The organism is Streptomyces krungchingensis, assembly GCF_054729265.1.
The window spans coordinates 1,803,171-1,827,355 of record NZ_JBPUKY010000001.1; the positions used below are offsets into that span (position 1 = coordinate 1,803,171).

At 71.8% G+C, this 24,185-nt stretch carries 17 protein-coding genes; 13 read left to right on the forward strand and 4 right to left on the reverse strand.

Annotated elements, in window-relative coordinates:
- Nucleotide 1: 1 nt before the first annotated feature.
- From ACSYGO_RS08240 to ACSYGO_RS08260, 5 genes are read left to right on the forward strand one after another with little or no spacing between them, the layout of a single operon-like run.
- On the forward strand, nt 2-901 hold the full coding sequence (locus ACSYGO_RS08240) for an ABC transporter permease (protein ID WP_460386367.1): 900 nt from the start codon (nt 2-4) through the stop codon (nt 899-901).
- Nucleotides 898-1,779: an ABC transporter permease gene (locus ACSYGO_RS08245; protein WP_432173893.1), complete on the forward strand. Its 882-nt coding sequence runs from the start codon at nt 898-900 to the stop codon at nt 1,777-1,779. Before ACSYGO_RS08240 ends, ACSYGO_RS08245 begins: the two co-directional genes overlap by 4 nt.
- Before the next feature lie 4 nt (nt 1,780-1,783).
- The gene (locus ACSYGO_RS08250; RefSeq protein ID WP_426679221.1) at nt 1,784-2,854 is read left to right on the forward strand and encodes an ABC transporter ATP-binding protein; all 1,071 of its coding nucleotides are present in this window, start codon (nt 1,784-1,786) and stop codon (nt 2,852-2,854) included.
- Nucleotides 2,855-2,898: 44 nt separating this feature from the next.
- Entirely contained in the window at nt 2,899-4,218 is a 1,320-nt protein-coding gene (locus tag ACSYGO_RS08255; protein WP_460386368.1) for a flavin monoamine oxidase family protein, read from the forward strand.
- A complete protein-coding gene (locus tag ACSYGO_RS08260; RefSeq protein ID WP_460386369.1) occupies nt 4,211-5,632 on the forward strand; it encodes an aminobutyraldehyde dehydrogenase in 1,422 nt (473 codons plus the stop codon). Before ACSYGO_RS08255 ends, ACSYGO_RS08260 begins: the two co-directional genes overlap by 8 nt.
- A gap of 27 nt (nt 5,633-5,659) precedes the next feature.
- On the opposite strand, the gene ACSYGO_RS08265 is transcribed toward ACSYGO_RS08260, so the two are convergent.
- Nucleotides 5,660-7,303 carry a sigma-70 family RNA polymerase sigma factor gene (locus ACSYGO_RS08265; RefSeq protein WP_460386371.1) on the reverse strand — a complete coding sequence of 548 codons (1,644 nt, stop codon included), beginning with the start codon at nt 7,301-7,303 and terminating at the stop codon, nt 5,660-5,662.
- A gap of 903 nt (nt 7,304-8,206) precedes the next feature.
- Between ACSYGO_RS08265 and ACSYGO_RS08270 the strand changes: the two genes are divergently transcribed.
- From ACSYGO_RS08270 to ACSYGO_RS08305, 8 genes are all read left to right on the forward strand, one after another.
- Nucleotides 8,207-9,784: a GMC family oxidoreductase gene (locus tag ACSYGO_RS08270; protein ID WP_460386372.1), complete on the forward strand. Its 1,578-nt coding sequence runs from the start codon at nt 8,207-8,209 to the stop codon at nt 9,782-9,784.
- 552 nt (nt 9,785-10,336) lie between these two features.
- Nucleotides 10,337-11,695 carry a diacylglycerol/lipid kinase family protein gene (locus tag ACSYGO_RS08275; protein WP_460386374.1) on the forward strand — a complete coding sequence of 453 codons (1,359 nt, stop codon included), beginning with the start codon at nt 10,337-10,339 and terminating at the stop codon, nt 11,693-11,695.
- A 166-nt stretch (nt 11,696-11,861) separates the two neighbouring features.
- Nucleotides 11,862-12,752: an MBL fold metallo-hydrolase gene (locus ACSYGO_RS08280; protein ID WP_426679227.1), complete on the forward strand. Its 891-nt coding sequence runs from the start codon at nt 11,862-11,864 to the stop codon at nt 12,750-12,752.
- Nucleotides 12,753-13,092: 340 nt separating this feature from the next.
- Complete coding sequence (locus tag ACSYGO_RS08285) at nt 13,093-16,125, forward strand: SpoIIE family protein phosphatase (RefSeq protein WP_426679228.1); 3,033 nt, start codon at nt 13,093-13,095, stop codon at nt 16,123-16,125.
- A 246-nt stretch (nt 16,126-16,371) separates the two neighbouring features.
- A complete protein-coding gene (locus ACSYGO_RS08290; protein WP_426679229.1) occupies nt 16,372-16,593 on the forward strand; it encodes a hypothetical protein in 222 nt (73 codons plus the stop codon).
- A 321-nt stretch (nt 16,594-16,914) separates the two neighbouring features.
- Nucleotides 16,915-18,318: an MFS transporter gene (locus ACSYGO_RS08295; RefSeq protein ID WP_460386376.1), complete on the forward strand. Its 1,404-nt coding sequence runs from the start codon at nt 16,915-16,917 to the stop codon at nt 18,316-18,318.
- Between the two features lie 152 nt (nt 18,319-18,470).
- Complete coding sequence (locus ACSYGO_RS08300) at nt 18,471-19,046, forward strand: IS607 family transposase (protein WP_460386377.1); 576 nt, start codon at nt 18,471-18,473, stop codon at nt 19,044-19,046.
- On the forward strand, nt 19,039-20,670 hold the full coding sequence (locus tag ACSYGO_RS08305) for an IS200/IS605 family accessory protein TnpB-related protein (protein WP_426679232.1): 1,632 nt from the start codon (nt 19,039-19,041) through the stop codon (nt 20,668-20,670). Before ACSYGO_RS08300 ends, ACSYGO_RS08305 begins: the two co-directional genes overlap by 8 nt.
- Before the next feature lie 6 nt (nt 20,671-20,676).
- On the opposite strand, the gene ACSYGO_RS08310 is transcribed toward ACSYGO_RS08305, so the two are convergent.
- From ACSYGO_RS08310 to ACSYGO_RS08320, 3 genes are all read right to left on the reverse strand, one after another.
- Nucleotides 20,677-22,602 (reverse strand): helix-turn-helix domain-containing protein, encoded by a 1,926-nt coding sequence (locus ACSYGO_RS08310; RefSeq protein ID WP_460386378.1) that lies wholly within the window; start codon nt 22,600-22,602, stop codon nt 20,677-20,679.
- A 248-nt stretch (nt 22,603-22,850) separates the two neighbouring features.
- Complete coding sequence (locus ACSYGO_RS08315; RefSeq protein WP_460386379.1) at nt 22,851-23,651, reverse strand: 3-hydroxybutyrate dehydrogenase; 801 nt, start codon at nt 23,649-23,651, stop codon at nt 22,851-22,853.
- A 60-nt stretch (nt 23,652-23,711) separates the two neighbouring features.
- Nucleotides 23,712-24,185, reverse strand: coding sequence for an NUDIX hydrolase (locus ACSYGO_RS08320; RefSeq protein ID WP_460386380.1), 474 nt, complete (start codon nt 24,183-24,185; stop codon nt 23,712-23,714).

Consider the following 24,185-nt stretch of genomic DNA (forward strand, 5'->3'; position numbering starts at 1 on the left):
CATGGCACTGCTGCGCCCCTCCTCGCGCTCCCGCCGCCGCGGCCCGGACGCCAGCGGCACCCGCATGTGGACCTGGTTCATGCTGCCCGGCACCCTGTGGATGACCGGATTCCTGATCGCCTCACTGGTGCTCGTCGCCGTCCTCGCGGTCGGCACCACCGACGACCTCGGCAACCCGCGCTTCGGCTTCGACCTGGCCGGCGTACGCGCCCTCGCCGACCCCGCCTACACCGAGGTCCTGGCACGCTCCCTCGGCTACGCCCTGCTGACCTGCGCGATCTGCCTGCTGATCGCCTACCCGGTCGCGTACACCATCGCCCTGCACGGCGGTCGCTACAAGCACGCGCTGATCGCCGCGATCGTGGTGCCGTTCTTCGCCAACTACCTGGTCCGGATGTACGGCTGGTCGGTCGTCCTGTCCGACGACGGTCCCCTCCTGCGGGCGCTGCGCGCGGTGGGACTGGCCGACGGCGACACCAAGATCCTCAACACCGGCGTCGGCGTGGTCGCGGGACTCGTCTACGGCTTCGTCGTCTTCATGATCATCCCCTTGTACGCGGCGCTGGAACGGCTGGACGTCTCCCTCATCGAGGCCGGCCGCGACCTCTACGGCGGGCCGGTCCGGACGTTCTTCTTCGTCACCCTGCCCGCGACCCGGCAGGGCGCGGCGGCCGGACTCGTGCTGGTCTTCCTGCCCGCCATGGGCGACTTCGTCAGCGCACAGCTCATGGGAGGACCGGACCAGATCATGATCGGCAACCTCATCCAGGACAAATTCTTCCAGGGCCAGAACTGGCCGCTGGGCTCCGCGCTCACCATGCTGCTGATGCTGGTCCTGCTGATCGGGATGCTCGGCTACCTGCGGCGCACCCGCAAGGACGAGGCGGAGGCACGCCGATGACCCTGCTCAAGCTGCCCTCCGCCACCGCGCCGGCCCGCCCGGCCGCCCGGACCCGCGCCCGGCGCGGACGGGCCGACCGCCGGCCCCGGATCCTCATCACCGTCACCGCCCTCTTCTTCCTCCTGCTCTACCTGCCCATCGCCGTGGTGGCCCTGTTCTCCTTCAACTCCAAGAAGTCCCTCACCGTGTTCGGCGGGTTCAGCCTGCGCTGGTACCGCACCTTCGCCCACGACGACGTCCTCATCGCGTCCTTGGGCACCAGCCTGCGGATCTCCCTGGTGGCGATGGCCGGTTCGGTCCTCCTCGGAGTGGCGCTCGCGCTCGGGCTGGTCCGCTCCCGCACCCGGCTCGGCTCACTGGCCGGGCTGATCATGCTGGTCCCGTTGATCACCCCGGAGATCGTCACCGGCGTCGCGTCGATGCTGCTCTTCAAGGGGCTGGGCGTGGCCCTGTCCACCGGCACGGTGATGCTCGCCGAAATCACCTTCTCGATCTCCTACGTCACCGTCATCCTGCGCTCCCGGGTCGCCGCACTGAACCCGGAGGTGGAGGAGGCCGCGATGGACCTCGGCGCCACCCGCTGGCAGGCGGTCCGCCTGGTGACCCTGCCGGCCCTGCTGCCCGCCGTGCTCGCCTCCGCCGTGCTGATCTTCGCGCTCGTCTTCGACGACTTCGTCCTCGCCTACTTCACCACCGGCGTCGACCCCCAGCCGCTGTCGGTGCGGATCTACTCGGCCATCCGCTTCGGGGTGCAGCCCACGATCAACGCGGTCGGCACGCTGATGCTCGCGGGATCCATCTGCCTAATCGCCCTGGCCCTGTTCATCCCGCGCCTCTTCGGCCGCCGCGGCGGCCTCGACATCCTCTCCGGAGAGTGACCCCATGGACGCGACCCCCGCCGTCCGGCTCGAAGGCGTCTCCAAGCAGTTCGCCGACTCCTACGCCGTCCACCACCTGGACCTCGACATCGAGGCCGGCCACTTCTTCTCCCTCCTCGGCCCCTCCGGCTGCGGCAAGACCACCTCGCTGCGCATGATCGGCGGGTTCAGCGACCCCACCGAAGGCTCGGTGCTGCTCGCCGGCGAGGACGTCACCGCGCTGCCGCCGAACAAGCGCAACGTCAACACCGTCTTCCAGAGCTACGCGCTGTTCGACCACCTGAGCATCACCGACAACGTCGCCTTCGGCCTCAAGCGCAAGGGCGTGGCCAAGGCCGAGATCCGGCGGCGCGTCGGCGAGATGCTGGAACTGGTCCAGCTCGACGGTCTGGCCGACCGCAAGCCCCGCACCCTGTCGGGCGGCCAGCGCCAGCGCGTCGCCCTGGCCCGCGCGCTCGTCAATCGTCCGGCCGTCCTCCTCCTCGACGAGCCGCTCGCCGCCCTCGACCTGAAGCTGCGCCGGCAGATGCAGGTGGAGCTGAAGCAGATCCAGCGAGAGGTCGGCATCACCTTCGTCTTCGTCACCCACGACCAGGACGAGGCGCTGACCATGTCCGACCGGATCGCGGTGATGAACAAGGGCCGCATCGAGCAGTGCGGCACCCCCGAGGACATCTACGAGCACCCCGCCACCCGCTTCGTCGCGTCCTTCATGGGCACCTCCAACCTGATGACCGGCACCTACCGCGGCGGCGAGGTCGCCCTCGACCAGGGACCCGCCCTCGCGGTCGGTCCCCGCAGCGACATCGCCGACGGCTCCGCGGTCAGCGTGTCCGTGCGCCCCGAGAAGATCTGGCTGTCCGACTTCGAGCCGGGCATGTCGAAGCTGCGCGGAGTGCTCCGCGACACCGTCTACAGCGGCCCGACCACCACCTATCTGATCGAACTCGCCCCGGGCGTCACGCTGTCGGTGCTGGAGCAGAACACGGACCGCGCGCGCATGGAGGACCGCTGGAGCGGCGGCGAGTCGGTGGAGTTCGGCTGGCGGCCCGAGCACTGTCTCGTGCTCGCCTGATGCCGCCGCACCCCGAATCCGCCGCACCGAGGAAAGCGAAGCTGATGCATCACGACGTGATCGTGCTCGGCGCCGGTCTCGCCGGGCTCGCCGCCGCCCGGGACCTGGCCGCCGCCGGCACCGACGTACTCGTCCTGGAGGCGCGGGACCGCGTCGGCGGCCGGGTCGAGCAGACCCGCACGCCCGACGGCCGCACCGTCCAGCTGGGCGGCGAAGTGGTCGGCCACGGACACACCGCCTACCTTCACCTGGCCAAGGAACTGGGCCTCGAACTGGTCCCCAGCTACGTCGCCGAGCCCGGCCGTATCACCCGGGCCACGCCGGAGGGCCGCTCGGCCGGTGATCCGCCGCACTGGTTCGGTCCCGGCGACGCGGCCCTGCACGAGCGGCTCGGCGCGGAGTTCACCGCCCTGGCCGCCGCGGTGGATCCCGACGACCCCTGGTCGCATCCGGACGCCGCCGCCCTGGACCGGATGTCCGTGGCCGGCTGGCTGCGTTCCCGGCACGCCACCCCCGCGGTCGTCCGTCTGTGGGACATCGGCCAGCTCGCCCTGGCCGGAGGCTCCTACGAGCGGATCTCGCTGCTGGCCGCGCTGCGCAAGAGCGCGGCGGTACCCGGCTCCGGCACGGGCGACTACGACTACGACGACTGGGAGGGACTGCGCCTCGCGGAGGGATCGGCGACGCTCGCCGAGGTCATGGCCCACGAACTGGGGCCGCGCATCCGGCTCGGCTCCCCCGTCGCCGCCCTGGACATCCGCCCCGGCAGCAGCTCCGTGCGCCTGGCCACCGGCGAGGTCATCACCGCTGCGGCCGTGGTGAGCGCCCTGCCCGTGGGACCGCTGCGGGACGTGGCCGTCAGAGGTGTGAGCGGGGCCCGCCTCGCCTCCCTGCACCGTCAACGCCATGCGACGGCCGCCAAGTTCGCCGCCGTCTACGACCGTCCCTTCTGGCGCGCCGCCGGTCTGAACGGCCTCTCCGAGTCGGAGGGCGTACTGGGCAGCACCTGGCCGCAGAACGAAGGCGTCCTGTCGGCCCTGATCCCGCCCGAGCGCTACGGCGTCCTGCTCGGCACCCCGCCCCATCTGCGCACCCCCGAGCTGCTCGCCGAGATGGCCGCCATGTTCGGCGACGAGGCACTGCGGCCGGCCGCCTGCCATCTGCGGCTGTGGGGCACCGACCCGTGGACCCAGGGCTACGTCACCCAGTGGCCGCCGGGCGAGGTCATGGCGGTCGGTCCGCTGCACGGAACGCACGAACCGCCGTTCTACGTCTGCGGCTCCGACCAGTGGGTCGCCGGATACATGGAGGGCGCCGTCCGCACCGGCCGCGCCGCCGCCGAGGAGGCACTGCGCCGTGGCTGACACCGACCGCCTCAACCACGTGGGCGGCAAGGACGTACCGGCCGCCTCCGGCGCGACGCTCCGCCTGGTCGATCCGGCCACCGGACTCCCCCACGGCACCGCCCCGCTCTCCGGCCCCGAGGACGTGAACGCCGCGTGCCGGGCGGCCCGGGACGCGCTGCCCGGCTGGTCGGCCACGACTCCGGGACAACGGCAGACCGCGCTGCTGCGCATCGCCGACGCCCTGGAGCGGCACGCGGACGTGGTGGCGCACGCCGAGGTGACCGACACGGGCAAGCCGCGGGCCCTGTTCCTGGCGGACGAACTGCCCGCGATCGTCGACGTGCTGCGGTACTTCGCCGGAGCGGCGCGGAACCTGCCGGGCGCCGCGGCAGCCGAGTACACACCGGGCCGTACGTCGGTGCTGCGGCGCGAGCCGATCGGCGTGTGCGCCCAGATCACGCCGTGGAACTACCCGCTGATGATGGCCGTGTGGAAGATCGCGCCCGCGCTCGCCGCCGGCAACACGGTCGTCCTGAAGCCGTCCGACACCACGCCGTCGTCGGCCACGCTCCTCGCGGGGCTGGCCGCCGAGCACCTGCCGCCCGGGGTGCTCAACGTGGTGTGCGGCGACCGCGACACCGGGCGGGCCCTCGTCGCCCACCCGCAGGTCCGGCTGGTGGCGGTCACCGGCAGTGTGCGTGCGGGCCGGGAGATCGCCGCGGCCGCGGCCGCCGACCTCAAGCGGCTCCACCTGGAACTGGGCGGCAACGCACCGGTGCTGATCCACGAGGACGCCGATCTCGGCGACGCCGTCGAGCAGTTGTCCTCGCTCTCCTTCTACAACGCGGGGCAGGACTGCACGGCGGCGACCAGGATCCTGGTCCACCACGGGGTCCACGACGCCTTCCTGGAGGCGTTCGCCGCTCGGGCCGCACGGCTGCGGCCCGGAACCCCGGACGAGGACGGCGCAGATTTCGGGCCGCTCGCCAACGCGGCTCAACTGGCGTCCGTGCAAGGACTGTTGGCCCGGCTGCCGGACCACGCGGAGATCGTCACCGGCGGCGCCGCCGTGGACCGGCCCGGCTACTTCCACCAGGCCACGGTGATCGCCGGGGCACGGCAGCGGGACGAGATCGTGCAGAGCGAGGTGTTCGGCCCGGTCGCCACCGTCCAGCCCTTCGCCGACGAGGCGGAGGCCCTCCGAATGGCGAACGACGTGCCCCAGGGCCTCGCCGCGAGCGTCTGGACGCGCGACCACGACCGGGCCATGCGCGCGAGCCGGGCGCTCCACACGGGCATCGTCTGGGTCAACACCCATGGCACGACGGTGTCGGAGATGCCGCACGGCGGCGTACGCCACTCCGGCCACGGCAGCGACCTCTCCCTCGCCGGACTGCTCGACTACACCCAGGTCAAGCACGTCATGCTGTGACGGCGCCGCCCCGCGGCGCCCGTCCCGTCAGAGCTTGGCGCCGAAGTCCTGCGTCCACCACGGGCCGCCGGACCCCCTGTGCACACCCACGCCGATGTTCTTGAACGAGCAGTTGAGGATGTTGGCGCGGTGGCCGGGACTGTTCATCCAGGACTCCATCACCGCCTCGGGGGTCTGCTGCCCCTGCGCGATGTTCTCGCCGTACGTGGACCAGCGGTAGCCGGCTGCGGTGATGCGCTGGCCGGGGTCGGCACCGTCCGGGTTGGTGTGCTCGAAGAAGTCGCGGGCCGCCATGTCGTCGGAGTGGGCCTGCGCGGCGTCCTCCAGTTGCGGGTCCTCCGTGAGGGGCCCGCAACCGGCGGCCGCCCGCTCCTTGTTCACCAGCGCGACCACCTGCGTGACGGTGTTCGTCGGCGCCGACTGGGCCTCGATCGTCCTGGAGGGAGTCGGCGTCGGCCGTGCCGTCTGCCGGGACGTCGACACGCTCTCCTTGGCGTGGGTCGGGGTCTTGGAAGGGCTCGGCTTCTTGGACGCGGACGCGGATACGGACGGCGACGGGGAGGCCGACGGTGAACTGTCGGCGGGACCGGACGCGGAGAGGTCCACCACGTGCTGGTCGTCGGGCTGCACGGCGGTCGCCTCGTCGGATCCGCCGCCGTTGCCCGGGTCCGTGCCGAAGTACCAGAGACCACCGCCCGCGACGCAGACCGCCACCACCGCTCCGCCGACGGCCCGGCGCCGGACACGCCGCTGCCGACGGGCCTCGCTGCGGGAGGTCCCCCGGCCGCGTCCGGCACGGTGGCGCGCCCCGGCACCCGGCGCGGCGTGGCCGCCGGACGCGCCGAGCGAGGAGGCCGAGCCGACCGGCTCCAGCTCCCGGCAGGCGGCTCGCACTCCTTCCAGCAGCGCGGGCGAGGCCGCCACCAGCGCCAGGCCGGCGAGCAGCCCCTCGGCGGGCATCAGCCCGCTCCACAGTCCGGAGCAGTACACGCAGCCGCGGGCGTGCCGGGCTATTCGCTTGCGCCACAGGGCCGAGGGCCGGCCGTCCCAGGAGGCCAGCCCGCCCCGCAGCTCCTCGCACGGCGGCTGGGCGTCGAGCGCGCGCACCACCACGCGCGCGGCCTCCAGTTGCGCCTTCATCCGCTGGACGCGGACCGCCGCGTGCTGGGGTGACAGCTCCAGCGCCGCGGCCACCTCGTTGCGGGTCAGTTCGCCGGCGCACTCCAGCCACCACAGCGACAGGAGTCCGCGGTCGTCGGGCTCCAGCCAGCGTGTCGCACGCGCCGTCTCCTGCCGCTGGCCGGACAGCTGGAGACGCACCATCGTCAGATCCACGAAGTCGGCGCCCGGGTCGGCGAAGTCCTTGGTGTCCTCCACGGCGTCCGGCGCGACCTGCCGGTCCTGCCAGTGCGCCCGGACCTGATTCATCGCGATCGCCACGAGCCAGGAGCGGAAGCTCTCGGGGGTGCGCAGGTCCTCGAGCGCGTCGAGGGCGCGGAGCATGGTCTCCTGCACCACGTCGTCGACGTCGACCGAGCCGTTCAGCGCCCGCCCCACGATGTTGTAGACCAGCGGGAGGTACGCGCTGACCAAGGCGTCCTGGGCTTCCGGGTCGCCTTCCCGCGCGGCGGTCACCAGTGCCGCCGACGCCGCCGTGCGCTCTGTGCTCATCAAAACTTCCCCGTCCTCGACTCCGAACGATGCTGTCCGACACATGGGAGACCGCTCGGCGAGCCCCGGATAACAGTTATTCGGTCACTCGTTTCCCGAGAGGTTGTCCGCACGGGCGGGCGACCGCAATGGAGGACGTCACATCGGCGCACTCCGCGGACGAGAAAGCCGATCCCGGTCGGGCACTCAAACATGGACGAATTGCCCTGACTTGGCGGATACAGGCCGTCCTCCCGGCTCCGCGTGGCGAGCAACGGTGCGGCGGCCACCGGCCATCGGGAGTTCCGCCCCTCGTCCGAGCCGCCGCGGGCCCGTCCCCCGGGTCGTCGCGAGCTCCGGGCCCCGTGCCGGGTTCGGCCGACTGTGCCGGCCGGCGGGACACGGGCTGCGGGACACGGCTCGCGCCCTCAGTGCACGAGCGCCGCACCACAGACCGGTTGTCGGGGAGCCTGGATCACCGGCGATGATGAGCCTCCTCGACGCCTTGGAGATCTGCGCGTCGTTCGCCGGGCCCACCTTCCGCAACGAGGTCCCCCGTACGCGCGGCAGTGAAGGTTGGCCTGAACCGGCCCACCACCTTCGCGGGGCGCCTGGCGTGCCCGATCCTGGTGCAGGTCGGCACGAACGACCGCATCGCGCCTGCCGGCGCGGCGCGCCGGACGGCTCGGAAGGCAGGTCCGTGGGCCCAGTTGCGCGAGTACCCCGTCGACCGTCTCGACGTCCACGCGGGGCCGTGGCAGCAGCGGTCGTCGGCCGATCGGCTCGACTTCCTGCTGAGCGTCCTCACTTCCCCGCGTTCTCCCCGTCACCACCGGGGACGGACGGCACCGGGCTCCGCGCCCGAAGCGGGGTCGACCGCACCTCTTCACCCGTGAAACCACCTTTTCTGTCGAGGAGATGGGCATGAACACGTACGACTACGTCATCGTCGGCGCCGGATCCGCGGGCTGCGTCCTGGCCGCACGTCTGTCGGAGGACCCCGAGGTCCGGGTGGCGGTGATCGAGGCGGGCGGCCCCGACACCGCGCAGGAGATCCATGTGCCCGCCGCCTTCCCCCAGTTGTTCAAGTCCGGCCTCGACTGGGACCTCGACTCCGACCCGGAGCCCGGGATCGGCGGCAGGCGGACCTACCTGCCCCGGGGCAGGATGTTCGGCGGTTCCAGCTCGATGAACGCGATGGTCTACATACGGGGAAATCGCGCCGACTACGACGGCTGGGCCGCGTCCGGGGCCACGGGCTGGGGTTACGCCGACGTGCTGCCGTACTTCCGGCGCGCCGAGGACAACCAGCGCGGCGAGGACGAGTTCCACGGCGTGGGCGGGCCGCTGACGGTGAGCGACGGCAGGTCCGGGCACCCGCTCGCCTCGGCCTTCGTGCGGGCCGCCGAGCAGGCGGGGCACAAGGCGAACGACGACTTCAACGGCGAGTCGCAGTTCGGGGTCGGGCGCTACCAGGTGACGCAGCGCGGCGGCCTGCGCTGCAGCACGGCCGTGGCCTATCTCCACCCGGCCCTCGAACGGCCGAACCTCACCGTGCTCTCCTCGGCCCGTGCCCACCGTGTCGTGATCGAGGACGGCCGGGCGACCGGCGTGGAACTGGAGCGGGGCGACACCGTCGAGGTCGTCCGCGCCGAGCGTGAGGTGGTCCTGTCCGCGGGCGCCTACGAGTCGCCGAAGCTGCTGATGCTGTCAGGGATCGGGCCGGCCGCCACCCTGTCCGCCTTCGGCATCGACGTCGTACGCGATCTGCCGGTCGGCGAGGGTCTGCAGGACCACTACATGTCGCTGCTGAACTTCCGTACCGACGTCGAGTCGCTGATCGGCGCGGCGAGCGCCGCGAACGCCGCGCTGCTGCAGAGCGAGGGCCGCGGCCCGCTGACCTCCAACATCGGCGAGGCCGGCGGCTTCTTCCGCAGCCGTGACGGCCTTGCCGCTCCCGACGTGCAGTTCCACGCCGCGCCCGTGCTCTTCCACCAGGAGGGTCTCGGCGCGCCCACCGAGCACGGTTTCGCGTTCGGCCCCTGCGTTCTCGCCCCGACCAGCCGCGGCGCGGTGACCCTGCGCTCACCCCGGCCGGACGCCGCGCCTCGGATCGTGCACAACTACCTGACGACGGCCGCGGACCAGGACTGCATCGTCGCCGGGGTCCGGATCGCCCTGGAGATCGCGGGGCAGCGGGCGGTGGCCGACATCGCAACCGGACCGTACGGGGACAGGCCGGACTCCGATTCCGACGCGGACATCCTCGCGTGGGCGCGGCGGTCCGGGCAGACGCTATACCACCCGACGTCGACCTGTGCCATCGGCTCGGTGGTCGACCCGGAGCTGCGGGTGTTCGACGTGGCCGGTCTGCGGGTCGTCGACGCCTCGGTGTTCCCGACGGTGCCGCGGGGCAACACCAACGCCCCGACGATCATGGCCGCGGAGAAGGCGGCCGACCTCATCGAGGCGGACAACGGCGCGGAGGGAGCCGGACGATGACGACATCCCGGCCGGCGACCGACCAGGCATGGGCGATCCACCGGGCCGTCGACGGCCTGGCCCGCGGCGAGGCCGCCGCCCTGCCCGCGGTCTTCGCGTCCGCACTGCGCGGCTGACCGGTGACGTGTCCCCGCGCATCCGCGGGGACACGGTGTCCTGGGTGCTGGGACCACCGGCGCGGTCGGTGCCTCTGACGACCGCCGTCGCGACCGTCATGCATCCCGACGGCGGTCGTCAGCGGCATCCGAGGCGCTCCGATCTGTTCGGCACCGAGGCCGGGAGTGTCGATCTTCATCGCGGCGGCCTTGCCGGTGGCGGTGGTGCGGCTCCCCGGACACCTCGGGAGCGTTCGACACGGTGACGGTGGCGATCCCGGTGTCCGCCCTGGGCGGTGGTTGACTTCGGGGTGACGTTTCGGCGGCGGCCCGGACGGGGACTGCTCCCGGCACGTCGAGCCGGTCGTGACGGACCGCGCTCTGTCTTCCTTCAGGGCCTCGGCCCCGCTCGCACGCGCGGGTCGGAACGGGATCGGCACCACGTCGGGAGGACGACATGGGCAGGACATGGGTGACGAGCCCCGGCGACGCGTCGGCCGCACGGGTGCTCGCCCGGTGCGCCCTCCTCGCGGCGGTCGCCGCCGCGGTGGTCCTGATGGTCGCGCTGGGAGCGGGCGGGCTGCTCATCCTCGGGGCAGGGCTTCTCGGGCTGGTCGTCTGCGCGGCCGGCGGCTGGTGGTTCCTGGCGCACCGGGGCGCGGTGCGGCTGTTCGGGGCCCTGGTCGCGGTCGCCGCGCCCGTCGGCGTCCTGGTGCTGTTCGCGCACGGCGGCCTGTGGCTGACGGCACTGGCCTCGACCCTGTGCTGGACCACGGCGCTGGCCTGCGGCCGGTCGGCGCTGCGCAGGGCGCGTCCGCCACGGTTGCAGCGCCCGGTCCCCGCACCCCGCCCCAGGCGGGCGGTCATCGTCATGAACCCGAAGTCCGGTGACGGGAAGGTCGGCCGATTCGGTCTCGTCGAGCGCGCGGAGGAGCTCGGGGCGCGGGTGATCCTGCTCGACCCCTCCGCCCCGGCCGACGTCGCCGAGCTGGCCCGTCAGGCCGTGGCCGAGGGTGCCGATCTGCTCGGCGTCGCGGGCGGCGACGGCACCCAGGCGCTGGTCGCGGCGGTCGCCGCCGAGCACGACCTGCCCTTCCTCGTCGTCTGTGCCGGTACCCGCAACCACTTCGCCATGGACCTCGGCCTCGACCGGTCCGACCCGGCACGCTGCCTCGACGCGCTCACGGACGGCGAGGAGATCCGGGTCGACCTGGGTGACGTCGCGGGCCGCGCCTTCGTCAACACGGTGTCGTTCGGTGTGTACGCGGACATCGTGCAGAGCCCCGAGTACCGCGACGCCAAGACGGCCACCGCACTGAACCTCATGCCGGATCTGCTGGCGGGCGACCAGGCACGGAGGCTCGACGCGCGGGTCGACGACACCGTGCTCTCCTCCCAGCAGGCGCTGCTGGTCAGCAACAACCCGTACGTCTCCCCCGAGGAACTGAGCGGCGCCGGCCGCAGAGCCCGCCTCGACGGCGGTGAACTGGGCGTCCTGGGAATGCGGGTGGAGGGCGCCGTGCAGGCGGCGGACGTGGCCGTGCGGGGCACACAGGCGGAGGGTCTGACCGTCATGACCGCGCATCGGGTCGAGGTGACGTCCGACGAGGACACGATCCCGGTGGCGGTGGACGGTGAGGCCCTGCGGATGCCGACGCCAGTCGTGTGCTCCCTGCGCGCCGGCGCCCTGCGGGTCCTGGTGCCGCGCGACCGCCCGGGCGTGGCGCTTCCCGCGCCGCCCGTGAACTGGCGGCGGCTCGTCGACCTCGCGTTCGCGCCCACGGAGCGGAAGCCCGCGGCAGCGACCCGCACCTGACCGGCGCTCGGCCCCGGTCGCCTATCCCGCCGGGGCATGGCTGCGCACCGGTGTCCACGGCCGGAGCTCGGCACGTGTGACTGCTACGGTCTCGGACCATGTTCGAGTTCGCTCGGACGCGAGGCTCGGACGATTGCCGGATCGAAGGGCGGGGACGGTCGCGGGCATGCACCCCAAGGGATACACGGCGGCGGAATTCGGTGAGGTCACCGTGCTCGTGGGCGCCCGGCAGGGCGCCTATCCGTACGGCAACTCGCTGCTCGTGCGAGGCACCTCCGCATCACTGCTCATCGACCCTTCGCTGTCGCTCGTCGGGGACGCGCCGGCCGTGGACGCGGTCCTCGTGAGTCACGCGCACGAGGACCACATCGTCGGCCTCGCACGCTACGACGTGCCGGTCCACGCCCATGTGGGCGACCTCGACGCGGTGCGGTCCCGCGAGGTCATGGTCGCCGGGTTCGGCATCCCGTCCGACGCGGTCGAAGCCTTCGACAACAGGCTGCGCGACGAGTTCCACGTGGAGGGACGTCCGGACGCGCTGGGGTTCGAGGACGGCGCCACGTTCGACCTCGGCGGGCGCACGGTGACCGCCGTACACCTCCCCGGTCACACCATGGGCCACAGCGGCTTCTTGATCGAGCCGGACGGTTTCCTCTTCACCGCGGACATCGACCTGACGTCCTTCGGCCCGTTCTACGGCGACCTCGGCAGCGACGTCGAGGCCTTCGAGGCGTCGATCCGCCGGTGCCGGGAGATCGACGCGCGCTGGTACGGCACCTCGCACCAGAAGGGCGTGATCGAGGGCGCCGCCGAGTTCCGGCGGCGCCTGGACGCATTCGCCGGCGTCGTCGAGCGGCGGGAGGCGGCGCTGCTCTCGTTCCTCGGCGAGCCGCGGACCGTCGACGAGATCGCGGAGCACAGGCTCGTCTACCGCCCGCACGTCGAGGGACCGCATGTGCATCCGGTGGAACGACGGACGGCGGTCCAGCACCTGGACCGGCTGATCGGACGCGGACTGGTCGAGACGGTGGAGCCGGGGCGTTTCCGGGCGGCTTGACCCGTCGCGCCGCGGCACACGCGTGCCGCACCGAGCCTTGACCGAAGCGGCCGTCACACGACGCGGCATCTACCTCGGCACCGCCGCCCACCACCGGATTCACCGCCCTCCGGGTGCCGCCGCGACGCCGAGCCCGTGGACGAATTCCCTGCGGTGACACAGCGTGAGCCGGCCTGACATACAGTTGCCCGGCCATAGACGGTTCACCTGAGCGGATGAAATCGCCTAAGTTGTTCTAATTAGGTTGGATGCGATGAATGTAGACCGCTGTAGGTCCATGTCCGATCGCATACGGCTCAGCCGGTACCCAAGCGGTGAGCGGAGGCGACAGTCGACAGTGGTGAACACTAGAGGCGGCGACGCGGAGAACACCGACTCGTCCATACCCCACGTCCCCCGTCCGCTGCGCCAGACGCACGACCTGCGGACCCTGCAGGCCCTACAGCCCATGAACCGGCACCACATGCGGATGCAACTGCTCGACGCCGTGGACGAGGACCGGCGCGGTGTCGACGTGCTGCTGACCGCGCTCCAGCAGGCGGTGGCCGAGGTGCACGGCCTGGGCGGCATGGTGCATCTCCCGGGCGCCGGCATGAGCGGGATCCTCTACCTGGTCGCCGACAGCGGCCTGCCGGAGTCGATCACCCGCCCCTGGCTCATCATCCCGATACGGGACACGGCGCCGCCCAGCAAGGCCGCCCGCAACGACACCATCGCCTGGCAGCCCGACCTGGCCCCGCCCGACCCGGTGCCGGGCCGGGACCCCGCGGCCATGTGGCCCGCCCGGCTCACCGCCGGCATCGGTCACCTGGCCGTCCCCATCGCGAGCGGTGGCTCGCGCCGCGGCGCGCTCTCCGTCCTGTTCGCGCCGGGCGCCACGGTCGGCGCGGTGGAGCGCGCGTTCCTGAGCGAGGTGGCGGCCTGGATGTCCGGACGGCTCAGGTCGTCCGGAATCCTCAATCCGTCCCCCACTCTGCTGCGCGCCCCGGAGAACAAGCCAGTACCGCGGGAGGCCGCCTCCCCGTCGGACGTGGAAGAGGCGCCCTCCCTCACCTACACCTGGGACCTGCACACCGGCGAGCTGACCTCCGAGGTGCCCGTCGAAGAGGTGCTGGCCGGAATCGATCCGAAGGTGATGAGCGGCGGCATCGAGGCGTGGGCGGAGCTGATCCACCCGGACGACCTGCCGGACGCGGTGGCCGGCTTCGACACGGGCATCCAGCGGCGCGGCGGCTTCCGGAACGAGTACCGGATCCGGCGCCAGGACGGAACATACGTCTGGATCGAAGCCAGCGCCAGGACGATCACGGACGCGGAGGGGAAGCCGGTGAAGGTGATCGGCACCCTTCGCGACAGCAGCGAAACGCATGCCGCCGCCGAGACGGTCGGGCGGGCGCTGCAACACATGAGCGACGGCTTCGTCTCCCTGAGCACGGACTGGCGCATCGAATTCCTCAACCAGGCCGCCGAACGGCTCCTCGGCGCCGCCGGAGATGTGGCCGGAGCCCTGCTCTGGGACATTCCCTTGGCGCATGCCGCGCCGGAGCTGGAGCAGTGGTGCCGGGCCACGGCCGCCGAGGGCCGACCGGCCGGATTCGACATGCCCGGGCCGGACGGAGCGTCCTGGTACCACTTGCGGCTGGTACCCGTGCCGGAAGGCCTCACGCTCTACATCACCGACACCACCGAGCGGCATCTGCGGGAGGCCGAGCGCGTCGCCGCGGAACGGGCGGCCGCGGAGCGCGCTTCCCTGGTGCAGCGGATCACGCGGGAGCTGGCCGAGGCCGTCACGGCCCAGGACGTGATGACAGCGGTGGCCGACGTCGTGATGGCACCCCTCGGCGCCAGCGGACTCATCATGCTCGGCGTGGTCGGCGACCGACTGGAAGTGATCGGCTCCCAGGGGTATTCGGAGCATTTCGCCCGACTGCTGGACGGGCAGTGGACACTGCGTGACACCGCGAGCCCGGTGGTGGACGCCCTGCGGACCCGCACGCCGCTCTGTGTCTCCTCCCCCGAGGAGTTCCTGAAGCGGTACCCGGGGACCGAGATCCTGGTCAAGGAGAGCGGCAAGCAGGCGTGGGCCTTCCTGCCGCTGGCCGTATCGGGGCGCGGGATCGGCGCGGCGGTGATCGGCTTCCACGAGCCGCGCGTGCTCGACGACGACGAACAAACACTGCTGACCGCGCTCAGCGGACTGATCGCACAGGCCCTGGAGCGAGCCGGGCTCTACGACGACGCGACGACCCGGGCCCGTACGCTCCAGCGCAGCCTGCTTCCGCAGGCGCTCCCCGAGCTGCCCGAGGTGACGACGGCGGCGCGCTACCAGTCGGCCAAGCAGGGAGCCGACGTCGGTGGCGACTGGTACGACGTCATCCCGCTCTCCGCGGCCCGCGTGGCGCTCGTGATCGGCGACGTGATGGGCCACGGCATGGCCGAGGCCGCCACCATGGGCAGGCTCCGCACCGCCGTCCGCACCCTCTCGGAGCTGGAGCTGCCGCCCGACGAGATCCTCGGCCACCTCAACGACATCGTCGGCGAACTGGGCACCGATGCCTTCGTGACCTGTCTGTACGGCATCTACGACCCTGTGACCCGATGTCTGTCGTACGCCAGCGCCGGTCAGCCGCCCCCGGCGGTGGCCCACCCCGACGGCACCGTCACCTTCTTGTCCATGACCCCCGACCCGCCCCTGGGCGTGGCCGCTCCGCCCTTCGAGACCCGCGAGACCCTCCTGCCCGCCGACAGCCTGCTCGCCCTCTACAGCGACGGCCTGGTCGAGAGCAAGGACAGGGACGTCACCACCGGCATGAACCGCCTCGCCGAGCTCCTCCGCGACTCCGTGCAGGCCATGCCGGACTCGACGGCGGACGCGTCCGACCTGGACGCCCTGTGCGCCGCCCTCACCTCCGCGCTCCTCCCCGCCCACGGCGCGCTGATCGACGACGCCGCCCTGCTGCTGGTCCGCACCCATTCGCTCGACGCGGAGAACGTCGCCGAGTGGCCGTTGCCCGAGGACCCGGTGGCCGCGGGCCAGGCCCGCAGCCTGGTCCGCGCCCAGCTCACCGACTGGGACCTCGCCGACGAGGATCTGATCATGACCACCGAACTCCTGGTCAGCGAGCTGGTCGGGAACGTCGTCCGGCACGCCTACGGGCCCATCCGGCTGCGCATGCTCCGCAGCCGCGCACTGATCTGCGAGGTCTCCGACGCCAGCCTGACCACACCGCACATCCGCCATTCCTCCGCCACCGACGAGGGCGGCCGCGGCCTGCAGCTCATCTCCGCGCTCTGCCAGCGCTGGGGCACCCGCCACACCCCCGCCGGCAAGTCCATCTGGACCGAACAACCCCTTCCCGCCGCCTCAGTCTGACCTCTGGCCTGCCATGTCGCCCAGGGCGGTGGCGATCTTCAACGCCCCCCGTTAGGCTCCCAGTTGCTCATTCGAGAGCCACAGAGCGCTGGCGACGTGTCCGATGGGGGACAGCGCTCTCATCTCGACAGGCAATGAGCACGATGAGTCTCTGATCGTCGCGGAGCCTCAGCAGGCCATCGCAAGCGGTGGTCGAGCTGAGGCTGCCCGCCGACCGGTCGACCACCTTCGTGAAGGGGTTGACTGATGAGGCCGACTTTTCCCGTCCAGGTACTTCTCGCACTCCTGTCCTTCGTGTCGTCGCTGCTGGCGGCAGTGGTGGCGGGAGTGCTTTCGCATGAAACCGGGGCGTCGCCGGCCGGTGCGGTGCTGTACGGCGGCGGCGCGTTCGTCGGCTGGATGTCGCTCTGTGTCACCGTGCTGACGGCGCTCGGCCTGCTCGGACATCAAGGCGGTCCCGGCGAGTGAGGGTTGCACAGCGATCAGAAGCGCGATCCCCGACAAGACCCAGGACAGGGCGAGGCGCACGGCCCGACGGTAGCGTCCGGTGCTCGTCGAGCGGTCGAGGGACAGGACGCGCGAGGCCACCCCGCAAAAGCGTCGCGCCCGCCCTGCCCCTCCGTGTCCACTGCGCTGGCCCCTGAACCGCCCTTCCGCACGCCGGCATGGAGGTTGCACGCACAGACCGCCCCAGAAGTATGTTGTCCCACCACATGTGCGCCCGACCTGCATGTTCCTACCGTGTGCCGACACGTACCCGTCCCCACCGCACACGAGGAAGTGGCGCACATGGCCTCCGCAGCAACCGCTCCCCCATCCCCGGGCACTCCCGCCAATCTCAAGCGCATCGTCGCCGCGAGCCTCATCGGCACGACCATCGAGTGGTACGACTTCTTCCTCTACGGCTCCGCCGCCGCCCTGGTGTTCAACAAGCTCTTCTTCCCTGATTCCGACCCGCTCGTCGGCACGCTGCTCTCGTTCCTGACCTACGCGGTCGGCTTCGCGGCCCGGCCCATCGGCGCGCTCGTCTTCGGGCACTACGGCGACCGGCTCGGGCGCAAGAAACTGCTGGTGATCAGCCTGTTGATGATGGGCGGAGCCACGTTCGCGATCGGACTGCTGCCCACACACGCCACGGTCGGCTCGGCCGCACCGGTGCTGCTGACCACGCTGCGCCTCGTCCAGGGATTCGCGCTGGGCGGCGAATGGGGCGGCGCCGTCCTGCTGGTGTCCGAGCACGGAGACGCCAAGCGCCGCGGCTTCTGGGCCTCGTGGCCGCAGACCGGCGCACCGGCGGGGCAGCTGCTGGCCACCGGTGTGCTGTCGCTGCTCACCGCCACCCTGTCGGACGACGCGTTCGGCTCCTGGGGCTGGCGCATCCCGTTCCTGCTCTCCGGCCTCCTGGTGATGGTCGGTTTGTGGATACGTCTTTCTGTCGATGAATCCCCGGTGTTCAAGCAGGCGTTGGCGCAGGCCGAGGCCCGCAAGGCGGCCCGCACCCCGGACGACCCGGAGGTGGAGAAGCTGCCGCTGGTCGCGGTACTGCGGCACCACTGGCGGGACGTGATCATCGCGATGGGCGCCCGGATGGCGGAGAACATCAGCTACTACGTGATCACCGCCTTCGTCCTCGTGTACGCGACGACCGCCGCGGACCTCTCCAAGCAGACGGCGCTGAACGCCGTACTCATCGCGTCCGCCGTGCACTTCGCGGTGATTCCGGCCTGGGGCGCGCTCTCGGACCGGATCGGCCGCAGGCCCGTCTATCTGCTGGGCGCCGCCGGCGTCGGCCTGTGGGCCTTCCCCTTCTTCTCGCTCGTGGACACCGGCAGCTTCGGGAACCTGATCCTCGCCGTCACGGTCGGCCTGGTGCTGCACGGCGCGATGTACGCGCCGCAGGCCGCCTTCTTCTCCGAGATGTTCGCGACGCGGATGCGCTACTCCGGCGCCTCCATCGGCGCGCAGTTCGCCTCGGTCGCCGCCGGTGCGCCCGCGCCCCTCATCGCCACCGCGCTGCTGGACTCCACCGGCGGCTCCACCATGATCTCCCTGTACGTGATCGCGGCGGCCGTCCTGACGCTGGTCGCGGTGGGCTGCGCCAAGGAGACCAGGCACCGCGATCTGGCCGATGTGGACGCGCCGGTCGAGGACCGTCCCGCCCCGGCGGAGAAGGCGGACGCCCGCACCGCCTGAGCCCCGGCCTTCGGCGCGGTCCTCGCACCGCGCAGAAGAGGAACCCCTTCGCCGACCCCCGTGCGCGCGACGCGCACGGGGGTCAGGAACTGTCGCTGACTGAGTGTGCATAAGCGTGTACGCCCTGTCTCCAGTCGCATTATGCTCTTCGCGTGAATCTGACTGAGTGGGCACGAGCCCAGGGGGTGAGCCCTCACACCGCGTATCGCTGGTTCAAGAACGGGACGCTCCCTGTTCCCGCTCAGCGTGTGGGGCCGCGCACGATCCTGGTGAACATCGACGCCGCCGCAGCTGGGGAGGTGATCGGGGGCCTGGGCCTGTATGCCCGTGTCTCCTCTGGCGACCAGAAGTCGGATCTGGAACGCCAGGTCGCCCGGCTCTCGCAGTGGGCAGCCAAGGCCGGTCACCGTGTGGTCCGCGTGGAGGCTGAGATCGCTTCCGGGATGAACGGCGCTCGGTCGAAGGCGAAGCGGATGCTGGCCGACCCGGCAGTGACCACGGTTGTGGTCGAGCACAAAGACCGCCTTGGACGTATGAACGTCGAACTCGTTGAGGCCGCGCTGTCCGCGAACGAGCGTCGCCTCGTCGTCGTGGACGACGGCGAAGTGGAAGACGACCTGGTCCGCGATGTGGTGGAGGTCCTGACGTCGTTCTGTGCCCGCCTGTACGGGCGACGGTCGGCGAAGAACCGTGCCCGCAAGGCGCTGGAGGCGGCGCAGCATGGCTGACCAGAAGCGTGAACCGCTGCGGCAGATCGCCCGATCGTTCGTCGCCGAGGGGCCGTCCGGAGTCAGCATCCGCGACCGTCTGAAGAATCTGACCGGCCAGGACGAGAAGGTCCTGCGCGCCGTGGGCGAGCACATGGGCCGTCTCGCCTGCGCCGATCTGGCCCGCAGGTGCCGTGACGGCCTGGACCACTGCACCGACACGTGGGCCGAGCGGAAGCGGGACCTGACCGCCTTGTCGTCATCGCGGTGGGCCGGGTCGGTCACCTCCAACACCCACGACCAGTGGGGCCTGTCCCGCCGTGCCCAGCACCAGCACCTGAAGTCCCTGGACGCCGGTATCCGCATGATCCGGCACCGCCTGTCCCTGCCGGTCGGGCAGAGGGGCAGCCGGGGCAAGCCCGGCGGCTACCGCTCCCGCCACGAGTGGTTCCACAAGAGCCGTCGACTGGCGATCCTGGAAAGCGAGTACGAGCGTGTCTCGAAGCAGCGTGAGGCCGGGCGCGTCTCGGTGGTGCGCGGCGGCCGTCGGCTGCTCCACCAGCGCCACAATCTGGACGCCGCGCAGAAGACAGAGGCGCAGTGGCGTACGGAGTGGGAAGCGGCCCGCTGGTTCCTGAGCGCTGACGGCGAGTCTGGCAAGCGGCACGGCAACGAGACGATCCGCGTCACCCCGGGCGGCGAGATCAGCATCAAGCTGCCCGCTCCGCTCGCCGGCATGGCCAACGCGAAGAACGGCCGGTACGTCCTCGCCGCCCGCGTGAGTTTCCCGCACCGGGGAGACGAGTGGCGCGACCGCATCCAGGCGAACCGGGCCGTGGCCTACCGCATCCACGGGGGCACCGCCCTTGGACGCTGGTACCTGGACGCGTCCTGGACCCGCAAAGACCTCCCCGTGATCCCGCTCGATGCGCTGCGGGCGAAGGGCGTGATCGGTGTGGACACCAACGCCGACCACTTGGCCGCCTGGTTACTGGACGAACACGGCAACCCGATCGGCAGCCCGCGCCGCTTCGACTACGACCTGACCGGCACCGCCGCCCACCGTGACGCCCAGCTCCGCCACGCCCTCACCCGCCTTCTGCACTGGGCCAAGGCCTGCGACGTCAAGGCCATCGCAATCGAAGACCTCGACTTCACCGACTCCAAGACCCGGGAGAAGCATGGCCGGAAGAAGAAGTTTCGGCAGCTGATCTCCACCATCCCCACCGGCCGCCTCCGCGCACGCCTGTTGAGCATGTGCGCCGAGACCGGTATCAGCGTGATCGCCGTCGATCCCGCCTACACCTCAATGTGGGGCGCCGAGCACTGGCAAAAGCCCCTCACCAGCAAGAACCGCAAGACCAGCCGACACGCCGCCGCCTCGGTGGCGATCGGACGACGCTCCCTCGGCCACCGGATCAGGCGACGGACGACACCGCCCCCGCACCACCAGGGTGATGGTGCGGGGCATCGGATCGCCCAGGCCCGACCCAGTGACCGAGAAAGCGAGGGAAACCGCCCCCGCGTACCCGGACCACGGACACGATCCGATGGCGCCGGACACGGAGCGAACGCGGTGACCCAGAACGCCCAAGACCGTTCGGAGCGTTCGGCTGAGCCTGTGCAATTCACGCTCAGTCTTTAGGAACGGTCAGTGGCGTGCGGTGGTCGACAACCGGTGCAGCCGCAGGGCGAGTTGGATCTCCAGGGCGCGCGCGGGGCTCTGCCAGTCGTCCCCCAGCAGCCGTCCGACCCGCTCCAGCCGCTGCGCCACCGTGTTCACATGCACATGCAGGTCGTCCTTCGTGCGCGCCGGGCTCATGCCGCAGGCGAAATAGGCGTCCATGGTGCGCAGCAGATCGGTCCCGCGGCGTTCGTCGTAGTCCACGACGCCGCCGATGGTGCGCTCGACGAATCCCGAGATGTCCCGGTCCCCGGCGAGCAGCAGTCCCAGGAACCCGAAGTCCTCGGCGGCCGCGCCGTCCCCGGTGCGGCCGAGCAGCCGCAGGGCCTCCAGACAGCGCTGCCCCTCCGCGTACGCCGACGCCACCGCGTCGGGGCGGGCGGCGAGTTGCTCGACGGGCGCGGAGGCGCCCACGGTGACCCCTTCGCTCACCGCGCCGCCGAGGTGCCGCGCCGTGCGCCGGGCCAGGTCCGTCCCGGTGTCACCGGGCTCCAGGGGAAGCAGCAGTACGGTGCCGCCGTCCCGGGCGGCGGCCAGTCCGTGCCGGGTGGTGGCGAGGTGGGAGGCGGCGGCCCACAGACGTCTGCGCCCGGCCGCCTCGCGGTCGGCGTCCAGGGCGGCGGTGTCCAGCCGGGCGGCCAGCACGACATGGGGCCGGTCGAGATCGGCCTGGAGCCGGGCGGCCCGCTCGCGCAGCAGACGCGGATCACGGTCACGTGCGTCCAGCAGGTCGTCCAGCAGTTCGCCGCGGACGCGCTGCTCGGCGTCGGACGCGGAGCGCCGGGCGAGCAGGAGGAGCGAGGTGACCATCGCCGCGCGCTCCAGGGTGCGCTGGTCGACCGGGTCCAGACCTGGATGCCCGTGCAGCACCAGCGCGCCGAGCAGCTCGCCACCGGCGGCGACCGCGGCGACCCAGTCGTCCTTGTGCCGCACGGCGTGGCCGTCGGCGCGGGACGCCTCCACCGCGGCGGCCGGTGCCTCGTCCGCCTCGCTGAACTCGACGGCTCCGTCGAGGACCTCCGACACGGCGGCGGCCACGTCGTGCACTCCGCCGCCGCGCAGCACGAGCTCGGCGAGCCGGTCGTGGATGTCCGACGCCCGCTCGATCACTCCGCTGCGGTCCCTGATGATCTCGTGGGCGCGACCGAGGCGTTCCAGTGCGGAACGGGTCTCCGCGAGCCGGTTCGCCGTGTCGATGGCGGCGGCGGCCAGGGCCGCGAACGAGCCGAGCAGGGCGATCTGCTCGCGCTCGAACACCCGCGCACGACGGTCCGCGGCGAACAGGACGCCGATGACCTGGGATCCGATCATCAGCGGCACACCGAGGATGGCGACGAGCCCTTCGTCCCGCACGCCCGCGTCGATGGTGTGGGTGTGCTGGAAGCGCGCGTCCTTGAAGTAGTCGTCGGTGACATAGGGGCGGGCGGTCTGCGCGACGAGCCCGCCGAGGCCCTCGCCCATGCCGAGGCGCAGTTGCTGGAAGCGCGCGGCGACCGAGCCCTCGGTGACCCTCATATAGGTGTCGCCGCGGTCCGAGTCGTTCAGGCTGAGGTAGGCGACGTCGGTGCTCAGCAGTGAGCGGGCCCGCTGGACGATCGCCTGCAGCACGGCATCGAGGTCGCGCAGGCCCGCCAGGTCGTGCGCCGTCTCGAACAGCGCCGAGAGCTCCGCCTCACGCCGGCGCCGGCCCTCCATGTCCGACCGGACGCGCAGGGCGAGCAGCCGGGCCCGGTCGAGCGCGGCGACGCGCTCGGCGGACCGGCCCTCGGCGCGGGCGAGCAGCACCGGCTGCTCGTACGCGTCGGCGGACGCGCCGCGGGCCAGGAGCTCCAGGAACGGCGCCTCGGCGCTGTCGGCGAAGGACTCGACGGAGGGGACGTGATCGCGGGACATGGTCAAAGGATTGCGCATCTCAGGGCCGGTGCCACCGGCCTGTGGACAACTCCCGGCCCGCACCGGACCCCGGCCGGTCGCGACCGGCACGGCTCGGCTCGGGTCGCTGCCCGCGACCGGCGGCCGACGGCGCGCAGGGCGCTACGACAGGCGGCCGACAGGGCGGACACCGGTGCGGGCGGCGCTCCGACCGGCGGCGGACAGCACGGGTGGCGGTGCGGCAGGCGTGCGGGAGGGGGAATCACGGTTCAGTGGGCGGTCCAGCCCCCGTCCAGCACCAGGGACGTACCGGTGATGAAGGCCGCCTGCGGGCTGCACAGATAGGCCACCGCCTCGGCGACCTCCTCCGGCTCGATCAGCCGCTTGACCGCGCTGTCCTGGAGCAGCACCTCGCTGAGGACCTGCTCGCGCGGGATCCCGTGCGCCCTCGCCTGATCGGCGAGCTGCTTCTCCACCAGGGGGGTCCGCACGTAGGCGGGGTTCACGCAGTTCGAGGTGACCCCGTGGGCCGCGCCTTCCAGCGCGGTGGTCTTGGAGAGCCCTTCGAGACCGTGCTTCGCGGCCACGTAGGCCGACTTGAACGCCGAGGCGCGCAGCCCGTGGACCGAGGAGACGTTGACGACGCGGCCCCAGCCCTGCCCGTACATGTGGGGCAGGGCGCCGCGGATCAGCCGGAACGGCGCCTCCAGCATCACGGTGAGCACGGTGTGGAAGACGTCGGGCGGAAACTCCTCGATCGGGCGCACCAGTTGCAGTCCGGCGTTGTTGACCAGGACGTCGGTGCCCGCCGCGGCCTGTTCCGCCGCGTCGAGGTCGGTGAGGTCGAGGACGTGCGGCTCGACGGTCCCGGCGAGGCCGTGTGCGTGCTCGGCGAGCACGTCCAGGCCCGCGGAGTCCCGGTCCACCGCTCTGACCTTGGCTCCGGCGGCGGCCAGCCGCAGCGCGCAGGCGCGGCCGATGCCGCCCGCGGCGCCGGTGACGAGCGCGGTGCGGCCGCCGAGATCGAGTGCGGGGGCGTGGGGGCCCTGGTGGGCGCTGGGCGCGGTCATGACTTGACCCTAAGCAGCGCCCACGCGCCGACCGATGTGGTCACCACACACAGTTCGGTGTCAGGTCATAGGGTCGAACCATGTGGGTCCGTCGGACAGGGCCTGCTTGATCCGGAAGAGCGCGGTGTCCCGCAGCTCCGGCAGGGCGTCCACGTCGAACCAGCCGACCTCCAGCGACTCGTCGTCGTTGACCCGGGCCTCGCCGCCGACCGCACGGCACCGGAACGTGGTGTCCATGAACTGGCAGATGTCGCCGTTGTCGAAGGTGACCTGCTTCCCGGCCCTGACCAGGACCACGCGCTCGACCACGCAGCGCACGGCGGTCTCCTCGTAGACCTCGCGCACGGCGCAGGCCGCCGGCTGCTCCCCCGGGTCCGGGATCCCGGAGATCAGCGCCCACTCGTGGTTGTCCGAACGCTGCCCGAGCAGCACTCTGCCGTCGTCGTCGAAGACCACGGCGCTGACTCCGGGGAGCCAGAGCAGTTGGTGCCCCGCGGAGGCCCGGATCGTGCGGATGAAGTCGGGAGTAGCCAT

Coding starts and splice junctions, on each gene's coding strand:
- ACSYGO_RS08265 (WP_460386371.1), bottom strand. CDS start 7,303: ATGAGCACAGAGCGCACGGCGGCGTCGGCGGCACTGGTGACCGCCGCG.
- ACSYGO_RS08320 (WP_460386380.1), bottom strand. CDS start 24,185: ATGGCTACTCCCGACTTCATCCGCACGATCCGGGCCTCCGCGGGGCAC.
- ACSYGO_RS08255 (WP_460386368.1), top strand. CDS start 2,899: ATGCATCACGACGTGATCGTGCTCGGCGCCGGTCTCGCCGGGCTCGCC.
- ACSYGO_RS08280 (WP_426679227.1), top strand. CDS start 11,862: ATGCACCCCAAGGGATACACGGCGGCGGAATTCGGTGAGGTCACCGTG.
- ACSYGO_RS08290 (WP_426679229.1), top strand. CDS start 16,372: ATGAGGCCGACTTTTCCCGTCCAGGTACTTCTCGCACTCCTGTCCTTC.
- ACSYGO_RS08315 (WP_460386379.1), bottom strand. CDS start 23,651: ATGACCGCGCCCAGCGCCCACCAGGGCCCCCACGCCCCCGCACTCGAT.
- ACSYGO_RS08295 (WP_460386376.1), top strand. CDS start 16,915: ATGGCCTCCGCAGCAACCGCTCCCCCATCCCCGGGCACTCCCGCCAAT.
- ACSYGO_RS08310 (WP_460386378.1), bottom strand. CDS start 22,602: ATGTCCCGCGATCACGTCCCCTCCGTCGAGTCCTTCGCCGACAGCGCC.
- ACSYGO_RS08245 (WP_432173893.1), top strand. CDS start 898: ATGACCCTGCTCAAGCTGCCCTCCGCCACCGCGCCGGCCCGCCCGGCC.
- ACSYGO_RS08240 (WP_460386367.1), top strand. CDS start 2: ATGGCACTGCTGCGCCCCTCCTCGCGCTCCCGCCGCCGCGGCCCGGAC.
- ACSYGO_RS08270 (WP_460386372.1), top strand. CDS start 8,207: ATGAACACGTACGACTACGTCATCGTCGGCGCCGGATCCGCGGGCTGC.
- ACSYGO_RS08275 (WP_460386374.1), top strand. CDS start 10,337: ATGGGCAGGACATGGGTGACGAGCCCCGGCGACGCGTCGGCCGCACGG.
- ACSYGO_RS08305 (WP_426679232.1), top strand. CDS start 19,039: ATGGCTGACCAGAAGCGTGAACCGCTGCGGCAGATCGCCCGATCGTTC.
- ACSYGO_RS08250 (WP_426679221.1), top strand. CDS start 1,784: ATGGACGCGACCCCCGCCGTCCGGCTCGAAGGCGTCTCCAAGCAGTTC.